This window comes from Dehalobacter sp. MCB1 (assembly GCF_003590275.1).
In the GTDB taxonomy this organism is placed as follows: domain Bacteria; phylum Bacillota; class Desulfitobacteriia; order Desulfitobacteriales; family Syntrophobotulaceae; genus Dehalobacter.
The window spans coordinates 75,693-92,255 of record NZ_LXPC01000008.1 but is presented as its reverse complement, the minus strand read 5'-3'; the positions used below and the strand labels follow the sequence as shown (position 1 = coordinate 92,255).

Sequence of the window (16,563 nt, the reverse complement as noted above, 5' to 3'; positions counted from 1 at the left end):
ATGTTATACATTATTCTGCATCGATCCAAAGATTACCTGTCAGTTTGTTAAAAATATTTTCACTTTTTTAGTAATCTTTAACTATTATGCCCCAAAAAATGACGAATTATGGAAGGTACTTTATCCAGCGCCTCGCCAAGCTTGGAAGGATCCTTGCCGCCGGCCTGGGCCATGTCGGGACGACCGCCTCCTCCGCCGCCTGTAATCGATGCCACTTCCTTAATAATCTTGCCGGCATGAAGTCCATTTAACCCTGACGGATGAACCACAGTTACCAGATTTACCTTTTCGTCGGCAACAGCACCAAGGACAATAACGCCTTCTTTCAGCTTGTCCCGGAGCATGTCCGCTGTTTGCCTGAGTGTCTCCATATCCGGAGCCTGAACCCTGGAAGCAAGTATTTTCACGCCGTGAATATCCTGAACCTTGCTCAGAATGCTGTCCGCTTCATATTTAGACAGCTTGGCATTGAGCTGCTGGATTTCTTTTTCGAATTCTCTGATCTGAGCGGCCATAAGGTAAACTTTTTTCACGCTTTCCTTCGGCTGAACTTTCAGTACCGTACTGATCTCAGCGAGCTGGCTCTCTATTTCTCTTAAGTATGCCAACGATCCCATACCTGCCACAGCTTCAATTCTTCTTAAGCCTGCGCCAATACCACTCTCGGAAATGATTTTGAACAAACCGATTTCTCCTGTATTTTTGACATGGGTTCCACCGCAGAGCTCTCTGCTGTAATCTCCCATTTCCACCAAACGCACAATTTCTCCGTATTTTTCGCCAAACAACGCAATCGCGCCTTTTTCACGGGCTTGGTTCATACCCATTTCTTCGGCCTGCACCGTAAGACCGGCCATGATTTGCCGGTTCACTTCGTTTTCTACTTCGGTAATTTGCTCAGCCGTAAGCGGTGAAAAATGCGAAAAATCAAACCGCAGGCGTTCACTCGTAACAAGGGAACCTGCCTGCTGGACGTGATCCCCCAAGATCTTACGTAGCGCCGTCTGCAGAAGATGCGTTGAACTATGGTGTCCGGCTATGGCCTGGCGTTTTTCCTTATTGACGATGGCGTGGATCTTTTCCCCTATTTTCAGCACCCCGTCTTTAATCAGCAGGCGGTGCGTAACCGCGCCGCTCGGAAGTTTCCGTAATTCCAGCACTTCAGCATACGCCTTGCCGGTCCGGATGATTCCTTCGTCTGAAACCTGTCCGCCACTCTCAGCATAAAAAGGTGTCTGATCCAAAAGACAAAGGACTTCCTCCCCTTCACCGGCCCCATCCACTTCGCCTTCTTCATTGAACATCGCTTCAATGATGCTGTCACTTTCCAGTTGCTCATAGCCGAGAAAACGGGTCGGCCCCAGTCTTTTTGCTTTCTCTGTGAGCAGGCTGTTTTCCCCAACAGCTTTCATCTGACGGGATTGTTCTTTCGCCAGCAGACGGTGTTCTTCCGATGCTATGTCGAACGACTCCATATTCACGGAGATCCCCTCTTCCATCAGCATTTCTTCCGTCAGTTCTACCGGGAAACCATAGGTCTCATACAGATGAAAAGCGTCTTCCCCGCTAAGGACCTTCTGACCTGATTCTTTAAGCACTTTCACCTTATCCTGAAGGATCAGCGTGCCCTGTTCAAGGGTAGCCTGGAAATTCTTTTCTTCCAGCCGCAAATGGTTTAGGATAAAATTTTCATTCTCTTTGAGCTCCGTATACCAGTGCGCATAATGTTCCTGGATAACACGGAATATTTGTTCTAAAAACGGCTTTTCAATTCCTAAAAGCCGGGCAAAACGAATGCCCCTGCGTAAAATCCGCCGTAAAACATAGCCACGGCCGTCGCTGCTCGGCCGAATTCCGTCCGCCAGCATAAAAGATACTGCTCGGGCATGGTCGGCAACGACCTTCAATGCAACGTCCGTCTTCGGATCTTGTTTATATTGCACGCCAGCAATTTCTGCCGTTTTATTGATGAGCGGTATAAATAAATCCGTATCAAAGTTGGATTCAACGCCCTGAATCACCGATGCGATTCTTTCCAGCCCCATCCCGGTATCAATATTTCGCTTCGGCAGAGGAGTCAGTGTACCGGCTTCATCTCTTATGTACTGCATAAAGACCAGGTTCCAAACCTCCAGGAAACGGTCACAGTCGCAGCCGATTGCACAATCATCTTTGCCACAACCCCGGCTTTCTCCAAGATCTACGTAGATTTCCGAACAAGGCCCGCAAGGTCCGACCGGTCCGGCAGCCCAGAAATTCTCGGGATCGGCGACGATCCGATCCGGACTTACACCTGCCTTTGTCCAGATATTTCTGGCCTCTTCGTCTTCCGGATAGATGGTTACCCAGAGCTTTTCGACGGGAATTTGCAGTACGCCGGTAATATATTCCCAGGCCCATGGAATGACTTCCTCTTTAAAATAGTCACCGAAAGAAAAATTACCGAGCATCTCAAAAAATGTATGGTGTCTGGCCGTTTTGCCGACACTCTCCAGGTCAGGGGTTCGGACACATTTTTGAGCGGTGGTCGCTCTCGAAAACGGAGGCTCCACTTGCCTTAAAAAATATGGCTTAAACGGAACCATTCCGGCTACCGTTAAAAGTAAAGTAGGATCATCTTTCGGGATTAGGGAGGCGCTGGGCTGAATAACATGTCCTTTTCCCTCAAAATACTTCAGAAACATTTCACGCAGTTGATTTCCGGTATACATCTACTTCCTCCTTATATGGAAGGCTCCTAAGAGCTTATATTTATCTCAAAACAGCAACGGCAAATCTAGCTAAGACTTAGAAAACTTAGCCCGGCGCAAGCCTCTTTGGAAAGGACTGCCCTAGCTGCACTTAGATCATCCAAAAATCCTTATACTTTCTGATAGACGAAAGAAAACGTGGCTGACGCCAAGCCTTTGGCGGCAGCCTTCGTTGCACATAGATGGTTCAGAAAGTACTTACACTTTCTGATACACTAAAATAAGTATAGCCAAAAGAGAAGTTGCCTGTCAACAGACCTGACCACCGCAAAACCTACTTAATTCTTCGTTGACTTCAGATCTCGCGGTGCAACCAGATAATAATAAACATTTTTGATGATGATACGCAGGACTGCCGTCAATGGAACGGCAAAAAGCATTCCGAGCAAACCGCCGATTTCCCCGCCGGCCAAAAGAGCAAAAACGACCCAGAGCGGATGAAGCCCGATTTTATTACTCATCAGACGCGGATTAATCAGATTGCTGTCCAGCTGCTGGACAATGAAGATGACCAGGGCGACTTTTACAGCCATCAGAGGGGATCTGCTTAAGCCCAGTAAAATTGACGGTATGCCGCCTAAGATCGGACCAAAATACGGGATCAGATTGGTAATTCCGCAAATGATCCCGATAATCAGCGCATATTCCATACCGATGAGCTTAATCCCTATGCCGATCAGAAGGCCGACGATGACCGCATCAATCATATTGCCCTGGATATACCGTTTGATCACATAATCGATTTCCTGTAATACCTTGTGCCACTGCTCCCTCATCCTGCCAGGAACAAGCATTAAAACCCCGTCCGCGATTTTTCTCCAGTCCGCCAAAAAATAGATGGCCAGAATTGGGGAAAGAACGATTAATCCGATGGAAGAAAGCAAAGCCGGAATATTTTCCATGACCTTTTCCAGCCAGCCGGTCAGATAGGATTGCCCCTGAATCAGTTTTTTATCCATTAATCTGCTGAGCTCTTCAGGCAGGATATTTTGCGGGTAGACACTTTTCCCAGTTTGTACATAATGGTAAATGACTTCCAGTCTCTCTGGCAGTACAACGGACAGTCTTCCAAGCTCCAGGTAAAACGTGGGCAGCAGTAACAAAAACAGCACAGCAAGCAAAACCACAATCCAAAGGAAAATCAAGGCAATTGCCCACCGTCGGCGCAGGCCTTTTTTTTCGAGCCAATTGACCATGGGACTTAAAAGATAGGCTATAACGGCGCCTGCTGCAAAAGAAAAAGCAATCTTTTTAACCTTCATAAACAGAAGGAAACCTGCTATAGCCAACAAGATGCCAAAAATCCAACGCAGCTTGGTCTGTCCCATACTCGCCTCCCAGTTATGTTTTAAGACAAATAAAGGGCGGTCTTTTCAAAATGAATTTGAAAATCCCAACCCCCGATGGACAGGCCGTGGCCTTAGCTTCTTGGCCTTGCCGCTACTTGCCATCCATGGTATAAGCGAAGCGCCAACTCTATCCTACGCATGTACGGTATGAAGGTATAGACATGGCAATTCGGCGTCATTCAGCAGCTGCCTGAGCCTGAACGATCTGCTCGCTTTCAAGGAAGAAATCTTCCCACGCTACCAGTGTCCCATCTTCTTCCAAATCAAATACGACTACCTGATCGGTATGACTGTTGAATTCAATAAAACAGTCCCAGCAATAGTATTGTTCCACACCGACCTTTCCGGTCTGTCGTCCCCCGCAAACCGGGCAAATCATGACAATGAACCTCCTTCAATCACAACAACATCCTGGCTCTCGCAAAGAATGTTTTCCTCAAATACAGCCTCCCTGCCCTTCATCAAATCCGCAAAAAGACCGTCTGATATTTCATAACCAAGTACTTTTTGGACTGTGTTGTCCACATAGATATCGCCTATCGTTCCTTTGATATCGCCTTCTCCATTAAAAACTTTGTTTCCGACTTTCTGAGACCAGGATGCACCTGAAATCTTTTTCCCTTCTGGGTTCTTAACAGCAAGGGAATCCTTGCCGAAAGATACGATATCATCTCTGCTCATGTCTTCGAGCGGGTGCGTGAGCAGAGAATCTTTTTCCACGATGATGCCGGAAACCGTATTGTCTTTTTCATTATATAGGATATCTTTTACCCAGCCCAGACGTTCCCCGGAATTTAGATCAATCACCGGGAGCCGGACAATATCTCTCATCCTCCGCATAATTCCCTCATTTGCCTTAGGATTATATCCGGTATTATTGCCGGAATATCAGGATAATATTCCTTTCAGCAATATTGCATTTTATATTATGACATAAAACTGAAATATCGCTGAAAGAAATATTTCGCACGGGTCAGCCCTTCGGCAATCACTTCTTATTCTGCCTCAAGAAGATCTTGGCGGATTCCGCACTTATCCGATACAATAACCCCTCCTCCCAACACCGTCGGCCCGTCATAGAACACAACCGACTGACCGGGAGTAACTGCCCGCTGCGGAGTCTCAAACTGAACCCTGACAAGATTATTTTCAGGATAAAGAACAGCTGCTGCGGGATTCGCCTTGTAACGAATCTTGGCCTGCACCTTCAAGGGGTCGGACAGCCTTTCCAGAGCAATCCAGTTCAGATCTGTCGCCCAAAGAACATCGGTATAGAGATCATTTCCTTCTCCAAGTATTACCCAGTTGCCAACCGGGTCAATCGAAGCCACAAACATTGGTTTACCAAATGTTACCCCTAATCCCTTCCGCTGTCCGACCGTATAATGGATCAATCCCCTGTGTCTGCCGATAATGCGGCCGGAGAAATCCGTGAAATCACCTGGTTCAGAATCTTTGCCCATTGCCGTCCTAATATATTCCGCATAGTTGTTGTCAGGAATAAAACAGATTTCCTGACTCTCACTGCTGTCAGCAGCTGTCAATTTTCTGTTCCTCGCCAAGTCCCTGACCTGTTCTTTCGTATAATCACCAAGCGGGAAAAGTGCATGGGCAATCTGCTCCTGGCTTAAGGAGTATAACACATAACTCTGGTCTTTTTTCGCGTCCAGCCCGGTTTGGATCAGCCAGCGGCCTGAAGTTTCGTCAACCATTTTCCGAACATAATGACCGGTCGCAAGATAGTCGGCACCAAGTTTGTGCGACTGTTTCAGCAATTCTCCAAATTTGATTTTCCGGTTACACAGCACACACGGATTTGGCGTTTCCCCTCTGTAGTAGCTCTCCGCAAACGAATCAATGACTTCCTGTTTAAAAACCGTCCGGAAATCAAGCACATGCAGCGGTATTCTGAGCTGCTCAGCTGCTTCCAGCGCAGCGGTTTCAGCAAGTCCGCCTTCATGGGTCACAATGGTGACTCCGATCACCTCATGACCATTTTCTTGAAGTAAAGCAGCGGCGGTGGAACTATCCACGCCGCCACTCATTCCAACAGCAACTTTCATACGTTTAACCTTCATCCTTCCTCAGACCTTGGTCTTTTTCTGGATGTAGTCTTTGATAGCTTCATGAACAGCATCTGCGGCAAGATTGGAACAGTGCAGCTTGGCTTCAGGCAAACCTCCAAGGGCTTCGGCAACAGCAGCATTCGAAATATCTAAGGCTTCATTCACGCTTTTGCCTTTGACCATTTCCGTAACCATACTACTGGTTGCTACCGCAGCCCCGCAGCCAAATGTCTTAAACTTGATATCTTTGATAACATCGTTTTCAACAACCATTGAAATCCGCATAATGTCGCCGCACTTGGCGTTGCCGACTTGCCCAACGCCATTTGCATTTTCAATGTCACCTACGTTACGGGGATTCGTAAAATGATCGATTACTTTTTCTGAATACATCTGATTCACTCCTGTCTTATTCCTGTCTTTCAGCTTGCTTTGAGGAACTATCTATTTGCTTTAACTAGCTCAAATTGCTTTATGATATAAAGGAGACATTTCTCTTAAGCGCTGCACGATCTTCGGAAGCTCCTGTAACACATAATCGATCTCTTCATCCGTATTCTGTCTGCCAAGCGAGAGCCTCAGAGAACCATGGGCAACCTCGTGGCTTAAACCCATGGCCAGTAAAACATGCGAAGGATCCAAAGATCCCGAAGTACAGGCCGAACCGCTGGAACCGGCTATTCCAACCAAATCGAGACTTAAGAGCAGTGATTCTCCTTCAATGAAATTAATACTGATATTGACATTGTTCGGAAGACGCTTGGCGCCACGCGGACCGTTCACCTTGACACGATCAATGCTGGCGAGGATTCCGTCGAATAATTTATCACGGAGTCTAACCAGTTCAATATTTTCGTCTGCCATCCTTTGTCCGGCCAACTCACAGGCTTTGCCAAAACCAATGATCCCCGGAGCATTTTCCGTACCGGAACGGACTTTTCTTTCCTGCGAACCGCCAAAAACAAGCGGAGAAATCCTGACGCCTTTGCGGATGTATAAAGCACCGACCCCTTTAGGGCCATAGATTTTATGGCTCGATATCGTTAACAGATCGACATTCATTTGATTTACATCGATTGGCAGTTTTCCAAGAGACTGGACGGCGTCGACATGGAACAGGACCCCTTTTTCCCTGGCAATCCGGCCTATTTCAGCGACAGGCTGAATCGACCCAACCTCGTTGTTGGCGTGCATAATACTGATTAAAATCGTGTCCGGACGGATTGCCTTTTCTATATCCTGAACACTTACCAAGCCTTCCTCATCAACCGGCACAATGGTTATTTCGTAGCCGTTTTTAGCCAGGTATTTAAAAGTATCCAGAACAGCATGGTGCTCAATCGCCGAAGTTATCAGGTGCGTACCTTTTTTTACGCTTGTTCTGGCGGCACCCTGAATGGCTAGGTTATCAGCTTCCGTTCCGCCGCTGGTAAAGGTAATCTCCGAAGGATTTGCTCCAATCAGAGATGCAACCTGTTCTCTGGCTTCGTCGATGGCCTTATGAACTTGTCTTCCAAAGGAATGTACACTGGATGGGTTTCCATAGTACTCTGTAAAGTATACCATCATTAATTCTGCCACCTGCGGGTCGACCGGTGTTGTGGCGCTATGATCCAAATATATTCGTTTCATTTTATCCTCCATTATATAGCTATTACCTGACACAGATTTTCTGACAGATCTAAGCAAAATCATGATCTCGAATCTTATCGAAGAAATTCCAAGTTTTCTCCACCATTGCCTGCTTCTTTCAGTAAATCTGCCAGAGAAATGGAATCAACAACACCGTTGATGGAATCCCTAACCTTCACCCATACTTCCCGCGTTACGCAGAAATCTGTTTTCTGGCAGCAGTCTTCTTCCGACTGGGTAACACACTCGACTGGTGCGATCGGTCCTTCCAGTACCCTGATCACATCACCGATATTGATTTGTTCTGGACGCTTGGCCAGTTCATACCCGCCCTGGGGCCCCCGGATGCTTCTGACTAGCCCCGCCTTACGCAGCTCAGGAACGAGTTGTTCCAGATAATGCTCAGATAGTTTCTGCCTGTCAGCGACAGACTTCAGGGAAACCGGACCATCAGCCGCATGCTGGGCTAAATCAACCATGATTTGTACCCCATATCTGCCTCTGGTAGAAAATCTCACACAATTCACCTCATGCTATGCAAAATGTTTGCCCTTCGTCAGTACGTTTATATCCTACTAAACCAATCGGAATTTGTCAATAAGCATTCTGGTTATTCTTTTGCAATTTTATTTGTTATAATGGATTCATCTTTCATAACATTTCCTTTTTATTGTTGATTTATTAATTGAAGTATATCCGCAAGAATAATTTTGGAGGAAAAAGAAAATGAATCTTTTTTCGGCTGCTTTTGACTCCGGTAAAGTTGCTCCCCTGGCCGAGAGAATGCGTCCCCGTACGCTTGAAGAATTTATCGGCCAACAGGAAATTCTCGGGCCCGGCAAACTCCTGCGCCGCGCCATTGAGGCAGACCGGGTGACATCCATCATTTTATACGGGCCGCCCGGAACGGGTAAAACATCCCTGGCTCAGGTCATCGCCAATAAAACAACCTCGAACTTTATCCGGATTAATGCTGTTTCTTCCGGCGTCAAAGAACTTAGAGAAATCCTGGAGAAAGCCGAGGAAAAGCTGCATCTTTATCAGCAGAAAACACTTGTGTTCTGCGATGAAGTCCACCGCTTCAACAAAGGCCAGCAGGATGTTCTTCTGCCGGCTATTGAACGTGGTATGATCACTTTTATTGGAGCAACTACTGAAAATCCGTATTTTGAAATCAACGCTGCTCTTTTAAGCCGTTCCACGATTTTCAGGCTGGATCTTCTTTCAGAACAGGAACTCCGTCTTGGGCTTGATAATGCCTTGAAGGACAAAGAGCGAGGTCTTGGTAATTACCATACGGAGATTACAGCAGAAGCATTTCAGCATTGGCTGGATTTCGCCGGCGGAGATTTGCGCCGGGCCTTAAATGCACTCGAACTTGCAGTTCTGACCACAGCTCCTGAAGACGGGGTCCGCAGGATTGATCTAGAAACCGCCATAGAATCCGTTCAGGAAAGACACTTCCGTTTTGACAAAAATGGGGACAACCATTACGACATGATTTCGGCGATGATCAAAAGTATGCGGGGGTCCGATCCTGATGCAGCCTTGTATTGGTTCGCTGTTCTGCTGGAATCTGGTGAGGACCCGCGGTTCATCATGCGCAGGATCATCGTGCATGCTTCCGAGGACGTCGGCCTTGCTGATCCGACAGTCATGCTCCAGGCCCACGCCGCAGCAAATGCCTTAGAGTGGGTTGGCCTGCCTGAAGCCAGAATACCGATGGCACAGGCCGTCCTGGCTATCGCGACTGCTCCGAAGAGCAATTCTGTTGTAGAGGCTATTAATCAGGCTCAGCAATACGTCAAAACGAACAAAGCCGGACAAGTGCCGCTGCATCTGAAGGATGCCTCTTATCCCGGTGCCAAGAAGTTTGGCCATGGTTTAGACTATCTTTACCCGCATGCATATCCAGATAACTGGGTCGAACAGAACTACCTGCCCGAAGAAGCCAAAGGAGCAAAATTCTTTAACCCGACCAGCCGGGGGCTAGACAAGAACAGGGGAAAACCGTCTTAATAAACTTACCCATCAGTGAGAATCAATGGCAAATAGTTGGCAACAATTAAAAAACTGGAGCAAAAAAAATGAACACCTCACTGTTTTCAGCACAAGTGTACATCAATAATTTTGATAACTGAGAAAAGAGAATCTGGCTAACTGTTCTTCTTTTCTCTTTTCTTTTCATACATGACTTGATCCGCTTTTGCCAGTACATCATTCGGGGTCTGGCATCCCTGTAACGGGGCAATCCCGAAAGTAATGTCGACCATCGGTTCAATATTTTTCACATATTCTTTAAATTCTTTTTTGACTTGTTCCAAAACCGTCTCCACATGCCCGCTTTCACCAAAATAAATAATAATAAATTCATCGCCGCCCCAGCGGCTGATCATATTTTTCCCATTATCAAAATACTGCCTTAAAATAGCCCCCAAATGTTTCAGTCCATCGTCTCCGGCTAGATGTCCTTCTTTATCATTAATCATCTTAAAATTATCGACATCAAGCATGATCAAATGACCGTTGTGATTTCCCGATTCAAATTGTTTCTGCAGAATCTCATTAAAATTTCTTCGGTTCAGTAGCCCTGTCAGCTCATCAAAATGAGCAAGTTGCATGAGTCTTCGGTTCGTCTGGTAGTAAGCGTCAGCAAAATAGCGTACAACTAAGAAACTCAAAAGCAAGACAATTGGGACTTGAATCAGCTGATCCACAAAGAAACTGTCGGAGTCCAGTACGGGTATCCTTTCCGGGAAATAACGGGAGTAAGTGTGGACACCCATAAAAGCCAGAATAATCACAGCGATAATTGTATTACGGTACCAACCGTCCAGAATATAACTGACGATAATCAAGAGAAAAAATACATACGCAATCGTAAAGCTGTTACTTCCTCCGGCATCGATAAAACTTAAAGGCAGAACAATCCCTGTCAGAACCAAAAAAAACAAGAATTTGCTGCGGTCGGAAAAACCTTTATGTCTTTCATATAATATACTACATACTGCCAAAACAATTAAAAAAATCCATTTAATATTGAGGCTTAATGAGTAGCCTACTGCTAGATTTCCAATAATGGAAAAGGCCGATAGTAGTATCATGGCCTTTAACAGGACTAGATAAAACCCCTGCTTAAGATTCGTTTCCTTCACTAACCCCATCTCTATTCTTCTCAAATTAATACCAGTCATATTAAAAATCATAACATGATATTTTTTGGATAACAATCATAATTTTGGAAGTATATTTTTACAAGATGCTACATCTAGCTTTAAAATGTTCTGGCTTTTTCTTCGGCTTCCTGCATTTTTTTGGAAAGCTCTCCCTGCGCATCAAATCCGATAACATCAAGTTGTTCCGCAGCGATTGTTGTGAAGTCGGTGATGCCCAGAAAACCAAAAATTGTTCTTAAGTATCTGTCACCCATTTCATAAGCAGCACCTGCCCCTTCCGAATAAGTACCGCCCCGGGTTACGATATGAACAGCTTTTTTTTCCTGGCATAAGCCCACTGGGCCTTGTTCAGTATAATGAAAGGTAATCCCGGTGACCGTAATATAATCCAGATAACTTTTTAGAATGGATGGAAAACTGAGATTCCACATTGGAGCAGCGATAATGATTTTATCACTGGCCTTGAACTCATAAGCATACTTTAAAACATGATGATTGATTGAATCCGTGTCCTTCGGACCAAAAACAGTTTGTAGATCCCCTGCAGACAGCGGCTTGACACCTTCCTGGTAAAGATCGTGGGTAATAATCTCATCACCAGGATTGTTTTGCCTGTACGTGGTGATAAAACTCCCTGAGAGACGAAGCGTCCTCGACTGCTCGTCCGACTTGGGATTTGCTTTAATATACAGTACTTTAGCCACAATTTTATCCTCCATAATCATTGACAATCTTCAAATAGTTTGAGTCATTTTTGATAAAGCTATGACTGCCATTTCAAACCAAAACAATTATGTTTGCTTTGGCTACTTTTGCTGAGTTTCCCCTTGGAGTTTTTCCTGCAGTTTCTCCAGCGCCTGGCGCATTTCCAGTTGTAAGCCGTCTTCCAATTTAGGATCTTTCAGATCCCCCATGCTGGCAAGACTTTCGACATAGGAATCCCGAAGACCCTGATTGATTTCCACGAGCTGATAATCTTCTTTAATCCCGACAAGCAGAGCGTCCCTGCTGCTGAGCAAGGTTTCGGAAGTTTCCCGGACTGATCCTTTTGCCGACTTTGTCCGATCCGAAGCTTTTGGTTTGGAAGACCTAGTTTCCGTTTTCTGGTGATCTTTCTGCGAGAGGGCATCCCAGGTCTCTTCGAGGTTTGCCTGAAAATAATTGATTTCTCCCATGAGCTTTGCCGCCCATTCCCTGACTACCTCAGGGTTCCGGGTAACGACAAAGGCCTCCTGAACAGATCCGCCATTTTTTAGGAGAATCTTGCATCCGGTCGGTGTTTCGTACTGATAAGCTGCACCGCGTTCCCTGGTATTGGTTACATCGATCACCCCAGGAATGATGTCGGTGATTTCGCGGTACTTACTCAAATCCTCCAGCCAGTCCAGGGCACCGGTAATGATACTGTGTTCTCTTTTAATTTTATTGCGACGAAATTTCATATTAAAACCTCAGACTGCGTGATGGCAAAAGTAATTAAAAAAACAGATGCTGGATATCGAAACTCCCTTTTTCACTTAATTTCAATAAACCCATGGAAAACTGTGGCTGTCCTCTTCTTTCCGTCGGCGATCCCGGATTGAATAGCAATACCCCTTCATAAACATTTTTATAAGGTATATGGCTGTGTCCGAAGATAATCATATCTACATTTTCTCCCGAAAAAAAATTGTAAGCCCTTTCCGGGGTATTCTTTCCGGATCCAAGATAACCATGCGTAACACCAATCCTTAGAGGACCTAGTTTCGCTATGATTTTCTCTGGCAGCTCATCCAATAGCCAATCACAGTTTCCTCTGACTGCAATGACCGGTGCAATCAAATCCAGTTCCTCAATCAGACTCTTCGTCACAACATCTCCTGCGTGAATGATTGTATCAACCTCACTTAAAACATTCCAGACAAATGATGGGAGTTTCCGTCCATAGCGAATATGTGTATCAGAAAGAATGGCAATTTTCATTTCTTTCCTCCCTAATATGTTAGGCTGACCTGGATACATGTTCCTCATTTCAATACTTTTTTGGATTTTTGGTTAACTTCGTATTTCTATAATAGTAATGAAAAATTGCTGATTTGCCAATAGCTGTCTACATAATTTGACAGACAATATCTAAAAATAAACAGAGATATTTATCTCTGTTCTCTTCATGGTTATAAAACGTTAAAGATATTGGCATTGACATTTTAAGGTTTTGCGGATTTCGTTGGCAACCCTCCAGGTTTCCTGCAGATGAGGAGTAAGTAACTCTATCTTGCCGCTGAATCGGTCTACAAGCAGATCGGGGCTCGGATCACTGTCAATGTCTTTATTGGAATGGCGGATATCTATCGCAATTTTATTGTCGTCGAACACAGGCGGAACAAAATAATTAAGTACTTCTTCCGTAGCATCTATCAGATCAGCCACTTGATCATCCGGGTATCCTTCCCGTAAAAGAATTTCTTTAACCTGAGACAAAGAATGATCTAAAGTAAGCAATATCTGCGCCCTTCTAACCAGTTCAGGATCTATATTCATTCTGCCACCTCTTTTCATTAGCTGCTTATCAACATTTTTCCCTGTAAGACGGAACAAATACTACTATATTTTTAACTCACTTGGTGTTCTTGCCCATCATGAATCCTTATTTTAATATATGTGCATATTTAGTGGAGGTTAGAGTATGTTAAATTTTTTTTCACTGCCTGCTGTTCTAGCAGCAATCTCCGGAGCTGCAATGGCCGTGCAGGGAACGCTAAATTCACAGCTGACGCAAAAAACTTCTTTGCTTTCTTCGACGCTGATCGTACACATCATCGGCAGTTTAATTGCCCTACTGGCCGTATTGGCTTGGAAAGTACCTATGTTTGCGCATAAATGGCTGCAAATCCCCTGGTATCTCTATTTAGGAGGAGCGTTGAGTGTTGGGATCGTTGCCTTAGTCGCCATAACGATATCTAGGATTGGCGTATGCAATGCCACGACGGCCATCATTCTTGGACAGGTCGGTCTTGCGGTCATCATTGACCACTTTGGTCTTTTCGGGGTCCAAAGAATAAGCTGGAATCCGTGGCAGTTGCTGGGTCTTGCACTTTTTGTCGTTGGGGCAAAGCTGCTGTTCAAGTAAATTCTATATTGTTCCGGAACGGTTATTGATCATATTTAAATTCAAAAGAATATTATAAACTTCTTCTGTGACTACATATTTGTGAATATTGCCATTTGCGGAAAGCAGCAATATTTTTGTTGCTTCCCCTTTCCGATCTCCATCAATCAGCCTTATAATGTAGGAATAGCTCTCTGTCGACAAAGAAAGTTGCTGAAACTCGTTGTTGCCGACAAACAGCGCCCAGTATCCGTCTGAGATTTCACTGTCCCCAGTGTAGATGGAATTATAGACACTTGTTGTATCTGACTCATCCCCTGTTGTGGTATCCTGAACCTCACTTGAGGTTGGCAGCGTAATTTCACTTATTTCTCCCGTTTCTGCAGTTGCAGAGGTTAGCTGGTCGTAAACATTATGAAAAAAATCCGGGAATAGCAAATAACCGACGATACCGACGATGAATATCCATAAAGCGAGCACTTTAATATCGCCCCAGATGTCATTTTGAGGAGGACGTCCCCAGGCATTGCTGCGCATAATACCACCCCAAGAAAATATACGTCCTTTTATTGGAGAATATGACGTTGCAACTTTTAAATATTCCCCCTACAATTTAACTGAGGTGAAAATTTTGATAGATTTACTGCAAAAAAAACTAAAATTGCTGCCGGATAATCCTGGCGTTTATTTGATGAAAAATGCTGCCGGTAAGATTATTTACGTCGGAAAAGCCAAGGTACTGAAAAACCGGGTAAGGTCTTATTTTACAGGGTCCCATGATCAGAAGACCCAGAAACTTGTCAGTGAAATTACCGACTTTGAATATATCCTGACATCTTCTGAAGTTGAGGCTCTCTTGCTCGAATGTAACCTTATCAAAAAACATGACCCATACTATAACATTATGTTGAAGGATGATAAATCTTATCCTTATATATTAATAACATCTGAAAAACACCCTCGGATTATTGTTACCCGTAAAGTTTCCAAAAAAGCCGGCAAATATTTTGGTCCCTATCCCAATGCAACAGCGGCCAGAGAAACTGCTCGCCTACTAAACCGGCTACTTCCTTTCCGCAAATGCAGTCAGATCCCTGCTAAATCCTGTCTTTATTATCATATTGGACAATGCCTCGGTCCGTGTATTCATCCTATTGAGCCTGAACAATATCAGGAAGTCCTTGATAAAGCCACCATGTTCCTCCGCGGCAATCAAAAAAGTATCATTGACTGGCTGGAAGAAAAAATGAGCAAAGCCGCTGAAGCGCTGCAGTTTGAGGCAGCCAGAGAATACCGGGATCTCATTCATGACCTGAAAACCATCAATGAAAAACAAAATATTACGCTAAGTGATTTGCGAAACCGTGATATCGTGGCCTACGCGTTTAATGAAGAGCTAATGAATATTCAGGTCTTCTGTTTCCGTCAGGGCAAATTGGTTACCCGGGACAGTTTCTTCTTCGCCTACTATGATGAACCGGAAGAATCATTTCTTTCGTTTCTGGTCCAGTACTATGCGGACGAAATGGTCATTCCGGATGAGATTTGTATTCCGGAAATCCAATCGACTGCAGTCATGGACATCCTTCCTCTGACCATACCCAAAAGAGGTAAGACCAAACAACTTCTAGCAATGGCCGCCTCTAATGCTGAGACTGTTCTGAAAGAAAAAATGGATCTGGAAAAAGACAAAAATGAAAAGATTCGGAAAACGATGGCAGAGTTATGTGAACTTCTCGGGATCGCTCAGGCCGATACGATCGAAGCCTTCGATATTTCTGGGCTGTTTGGCAGTAATATCGTCGGTGGTATGGTTCAGTTTAAAACTGGAAAACCCTCCCGGGCAAACTACCGGAAATTCAATATTGCTCCGCTCGCGGACACCAATGATGACACTGCTTACCTTAAACATATTATCGGGCGCCGTTATTCCCGCCTGCTAAAGGAAGAATCAGCGATGCCGGATCTTATTCTGGTTGATGGCGGAAAAGGACAAGTCAAAGCTGCGCTTGATACTCTGAAGGAGCTAGGTTTGACCATTCCAGTTGCCGGTATGGTTAAAAATGACCGTCACGAAACGCGCAGTCTAATCAATCAGGCCGGCCGTGAGCTTTCTATTGACACCAGAGTTGAGGTGTTTTATCTGATCCAGCGAATCCAGGACGAGGTGCACCGTTTTGCGATCACTTTTCACAGACAGCAGCGGATCAAAAACATGACCGCATCGGAGCTGGATGGGATTCCCGGAATTGGGCCAAAACGAAAAAGAATGCTCCTCAGAACTTTCGATTCCTTGGATGCGATCAAAAATGCTGCACCTGAAGAATTTATCAAGTCCGGTTTGTCGGCAGTGACCGCCCAAGAAGTCTATAACCACTTTCACCACACGTAAAAGTAGATATGATATTATTTTGTATCATGATTTTTTGACTGTCTTGACAAGACAATCAAACACGTATATTCTAGAAAATGGATTAATGCCTCACAAAAACGCGAAAATAT

The 16,563-nt window shown here is 44.8% G+C and carries 17 protein-coding genes; 3 read left to right on the top strand and 14 right to left on the bottom strand.

What is annotated here, in order from left to right; translation table 11 throughout:
• Positions 1–77: 77 nt before the first annotated feature.
• The 8 genes from alaS to A7K50_RS04695 form a co-directional block, all read right to left on the bottom strand.
• Positions 78–2,711 carry an alanine--tRNA ligase gene (gene alaS / locus A7K50_RS04730; RefSeq protein ID WP_119774831.1) on the bottom strand — a complete coding sequence of 878 codons (2,634 nt, stop codon included), beginning with the start codon at positions 2,709–2,711 and terminating at the stop codon, positions 78–80.
• A gap of 317 nt (positions 2,712–3,028) precedes the next feature.
• Positions 3,029–4,078: an AI-2E family transporter gene (locus A7K50_RS04725; protein ID WP_119774830.1), complete on the bottom strand. Its 1,050-nt coding sequence runs from the start codon at positions 4,076–4,078 to the stop codon at positions 3,029–3,031.
• A 196-nt stretch (positions 4,079–4,274) separates the two neighbouring features.
• On the bottom strand, positions 4,275–4,478 hold the full coding sequence (locus A7K50_RS04720; RefSeq protein ID WP_015042471.1) for a hypothetical protein: 204 nt from the start codon (positions 4,476–4,478) through the stop codon (positions 4,275–4,277).
• A complete protein-coding gene (locus tag A7K50_RS04715; protein ID WP_119774829.1) occupies positions 4,475–4,939 on the bottom strand; it encodes a PRC-barrel domain-containing protein in 465 nt (154 codons plus the stop codon). The genes A7K50_RS04720 and A7K50_RS04715 overlap by 4 nt, the downstream gene beginning before the upstream one ends.
• Positions 4,940–5,094: 155 nt before the next feature.
• On the bottom strand, positions 5,095–6,177 hold the full coding sequence (gene mnmA / locus A7K50_RS04710) for a tRNA 2-thiouridine(34) synthase MnmA (RefSeq protein WP_243103645.1): 1,083 nt from the start codon (positions 6,175–6,177) through the stop codon (positions 5,095–5,097).
• Between the two features lie 6 nt (positions 6,178–6,183).
• A complete protein-coding gene (gene nifU, locus A7K50_RS04705; RefSeq protein ID WP_119774827.1) occupies positions 6,184–6,558 on the bottom strand; it encodes a Fe-S cluster assembly scaffold protein NifU in 375 nt (124 codons plus the stop codon).
• 69 nt (positions 6,559–6,627) lie between these two features.
• On the bottom strand, positions 6,628–7,797 hold the full coding sequence (gene nifS / locus A7K50_RS04700) for a cysteine desulfurase NifS (protein ID WP_119774826.1): 1,170 nt from the start codon (positions 7,795–7,797) through the stop codon (positions 6,628–6,630).
• A gap of 74 nt (positions 7,798–7,871) precedes the next feature.
• On the bottom strand, positions 7,872–8,315 hold the full coding sequence (locus A7K50_RS04695; protein ID WP_119774825.1) for an Rrf2 family transcriptional regulator: 444 nt from the start codon (positions 8,313–8,315) through the stop codon (positions 7,872–7,874).
• Positions 8,316–8,523: 208 nt separating this feature from the next.
• On the opposite strand from A7K50_RS04695, the gene A7K50_RS04690 reads away from it, so the two are divergent.
• Positions 8,524–9,816: a replication-associated recombination protein A gene (locus A7K50_RS04690; RefSeq protein ID WP_119774824.1), complete on the top strand. Its 1,293-nt coding sequence runs from the start codon at positions 8,524–8,526 to the stop codon at positions 9,814–9,816.
• Positions 9,817–9,953: 137 nt separating this feature from the next.
• Here the strand turns inward: A7K50_RS04690 and A7K50_RS04685 are convergent, their stop codons facing one another.
• The 5 genes from A7K50_RS04685 to A7K50_RS04665 form a co-directional block, all read right to left on the bottom strand.
• Complete coding sequence (locus A7K50_RS04685) at positions 9,954–11,003, bottom strand: GGDEF domain-containing protein (protein ID WP_243103644.1); 1,050 nt, start codon at positions 11,001–11,003, stop codon at positions 9,954–9,956.
• A 68-nt stretch (positions 11,004–11,071) separates the two neighbouring features.
• Positions 11,072–11,677 (bottom strand): FMN-dependent NADH-azoreductase, encoded by a 606-nt coding sequence (locus A7K50_RS04680; RefSeq protein WP_119774938.1) that lies wholly within the window; start codon positions 11,675–11,677, stop codon positions 11,072–11,074.
• A gap of 102 nt (positions 11,678–11,779) precedes the next feature.
• A complete protein-coding gene (locus A7K50_RS04675; RefSeq protein WP_119774823.1) occupies positions 11,780–12,415 on the bottom strand; it encodes a DUF2103 domain-containing protein in 636 nt (211 codons plus the stop codon).
• Between the two features lie 34 nt (positions 12,416–12,449).
• A complete protein-coding gene (locus tag A7K50_RS04670; RefSeq protein WP_026156324.1) occupies positions 12,450–12,935 on the bottom strand; it encodes a metallophosphoesterase in 486 nt (161 codons plus the stop codon).
• 201 nt (positions 12,936–13,136) lie between these two features.
• On the bottom strand, positions 13,137–13,493 hold the full coding sequence (locus tag A7K50_RS04665; protein ID WP_020491698.1) for a hypothetical protein: 357 nt from the start codon (positions 13,491–13,493) through the stop codon (positions 13,137–13,139).
• A 145-nt stretch (positions 13,494–13,638) separates the two neighbouring features.
• Between A7K50_RS04665 and A7K50_RS04660 the strand changes: the two genes are divergently transcribed.
• Positions 13,639–14,082, top strand: coding sequence for a DMT family transporter (locus A7K50_RS04660; RefSeq protein ID WP_026156325.1), 444 nt, complete (start codon positions 13,639–13,641; stop codon positions 14,080–14,082).
• 3 nt (positions 14,083–14,085) lie between these two features.
• On the opposite strand, the gene A7K50_RS04655 is transcribed toward A7K50_RS04660, so the two are convergent.
• Positions 14,086–14,598, bottom strand: a complete 513-nt coding sequence (locus A7K50_RS04655; protein WP_020491700.1) for a hypothetical protein — start codon at positions 14,596–14,598, stop codon at positions 14,086–14,088.
• A 97-nt stretch (positions 14,599–14,695) separates the two neighbouring features.
• Here A7K50_RS04655 and uvrC point away from each other — a divergent pair, with 97 nt between their 5' ends.
• Positions 14,696–16,453: an excinuclease ABC subunit UvrC gene (gene uvrC / locus A7K50_RS04650; protein ID WP_119774937.1), complete on the top strand. Its 1,758-nt coding sequence runs from the start codon at positions 14,696–14,698 to the stop codon at positions 16,451–16,453.
• Positions 16,454–16,563: the final 110 nt, after the last annotated feature.

What these genes read in the sequence shown, in the direction of transcription:
- nifU (WP_119774827.1), bottom strand. Translation starts at nt 6,558, where the DNA reads ATGTATTCAGAAAAAGTAATCGATCATTTTACGAATCCCCGTAACGTA.
- A7K50_RS04675 (WP_119774823.1), bottom strand. Translation starts at nt 12,415, where the DNA reads ATGAAATTTCGTCGCAATAAAATTAAAAGAGAACACAGTATCATTACC.
- A7K50_RS04670 (WP_026156324.1), bottom strand. Translation starts at nt 12,935, where the DNA reads ATGAAAATTGCCATTCTTTCTGATACACATATTCGCTATGGACGGAAA.
- A7K50_RS04685 (WP_243103644.1), bottom strand. Translation starts at nt 11,003, where the DNA reads ATGATTTTTAATATGACTGGTATTAATTTGAGAAGAATAGAGATGGGG.
- alaS (WP_119774831.1), bottom strand. Translation starts at nt 2,711, where the DNA reads ATGTATACCGGAAATCAACTGCGTGAAATGTTTCTGAAGTATTTTGAG.
- A7K50_RS04725 (WP_119774830.1), bottom strand. Translation starts at nt 4,078, where the DNA reads ATGGGACAGACCAAGCTGCGTTGGATTTTTGGCATCTTGTTGGCTATA.
- A7K50_RS04690 (WP_119774824.1), top strand. Translation starts at nt 8,524, where the DNA reads ATGAATCTTTTTTCGGCTGCTTTTGACTCCGGTAAAGTTGCTCCCCTG.
- A7K50_RS04655 (WP_020491700.1), bottom strand. Translation starts at nt 14,598, where the DNA reads ATGCGCAGCAATGCCTGGGGACGTCCTCCTCAAAATGACATCTGGGGC.
- A7K50_RS04665 (WP_020491698.1), bottom strand. Translation starts at nt 13,493, where the DNA reads ATGAATATAGATCCTGAACTGGTTAGAAGGGCGCAGATATTGCTTACT.
- A7K50_RS04660 (WP_026156325.1), top strand. Translation starts at nt 13,639, where the DNA reads ATGTTAAATTTTTTTTCACTGCCTGCTGTTCTAGCAGCAATCTCCGGA.
- mnmA (WP_243103645.1), bottom strand. Translation starts at nt 6,177, where the DNA reads ATGAAGGTTAAACGTATGAAAGTTGCTGTTGGAATGAGTGGCGGCGTG.
- A7K50_RS04720 (WP_015042471.1), bottom strand. Translation starts at nt 4,478, where the DNA reads ATGATTTGCCCGGTTTGCGGGGGACGACAGACCGGAAAGGTCGGTGTG.
- A7K50_RS04715 (WP_119774829.1), bottom strand. Translation starts at nt 4,939, where the DNA reads ATGCGGAGGATGAGAGATATTGTCCGGCTCCCGGTGATTGATCTAAAT.
- nifS (WP_119774826.1), bottom strand. Translation starts at nt 7,797, where the DNA reads ATGAAACGAATATATTTGGATCATAGCGCCACAACACCGGTCGACCCG.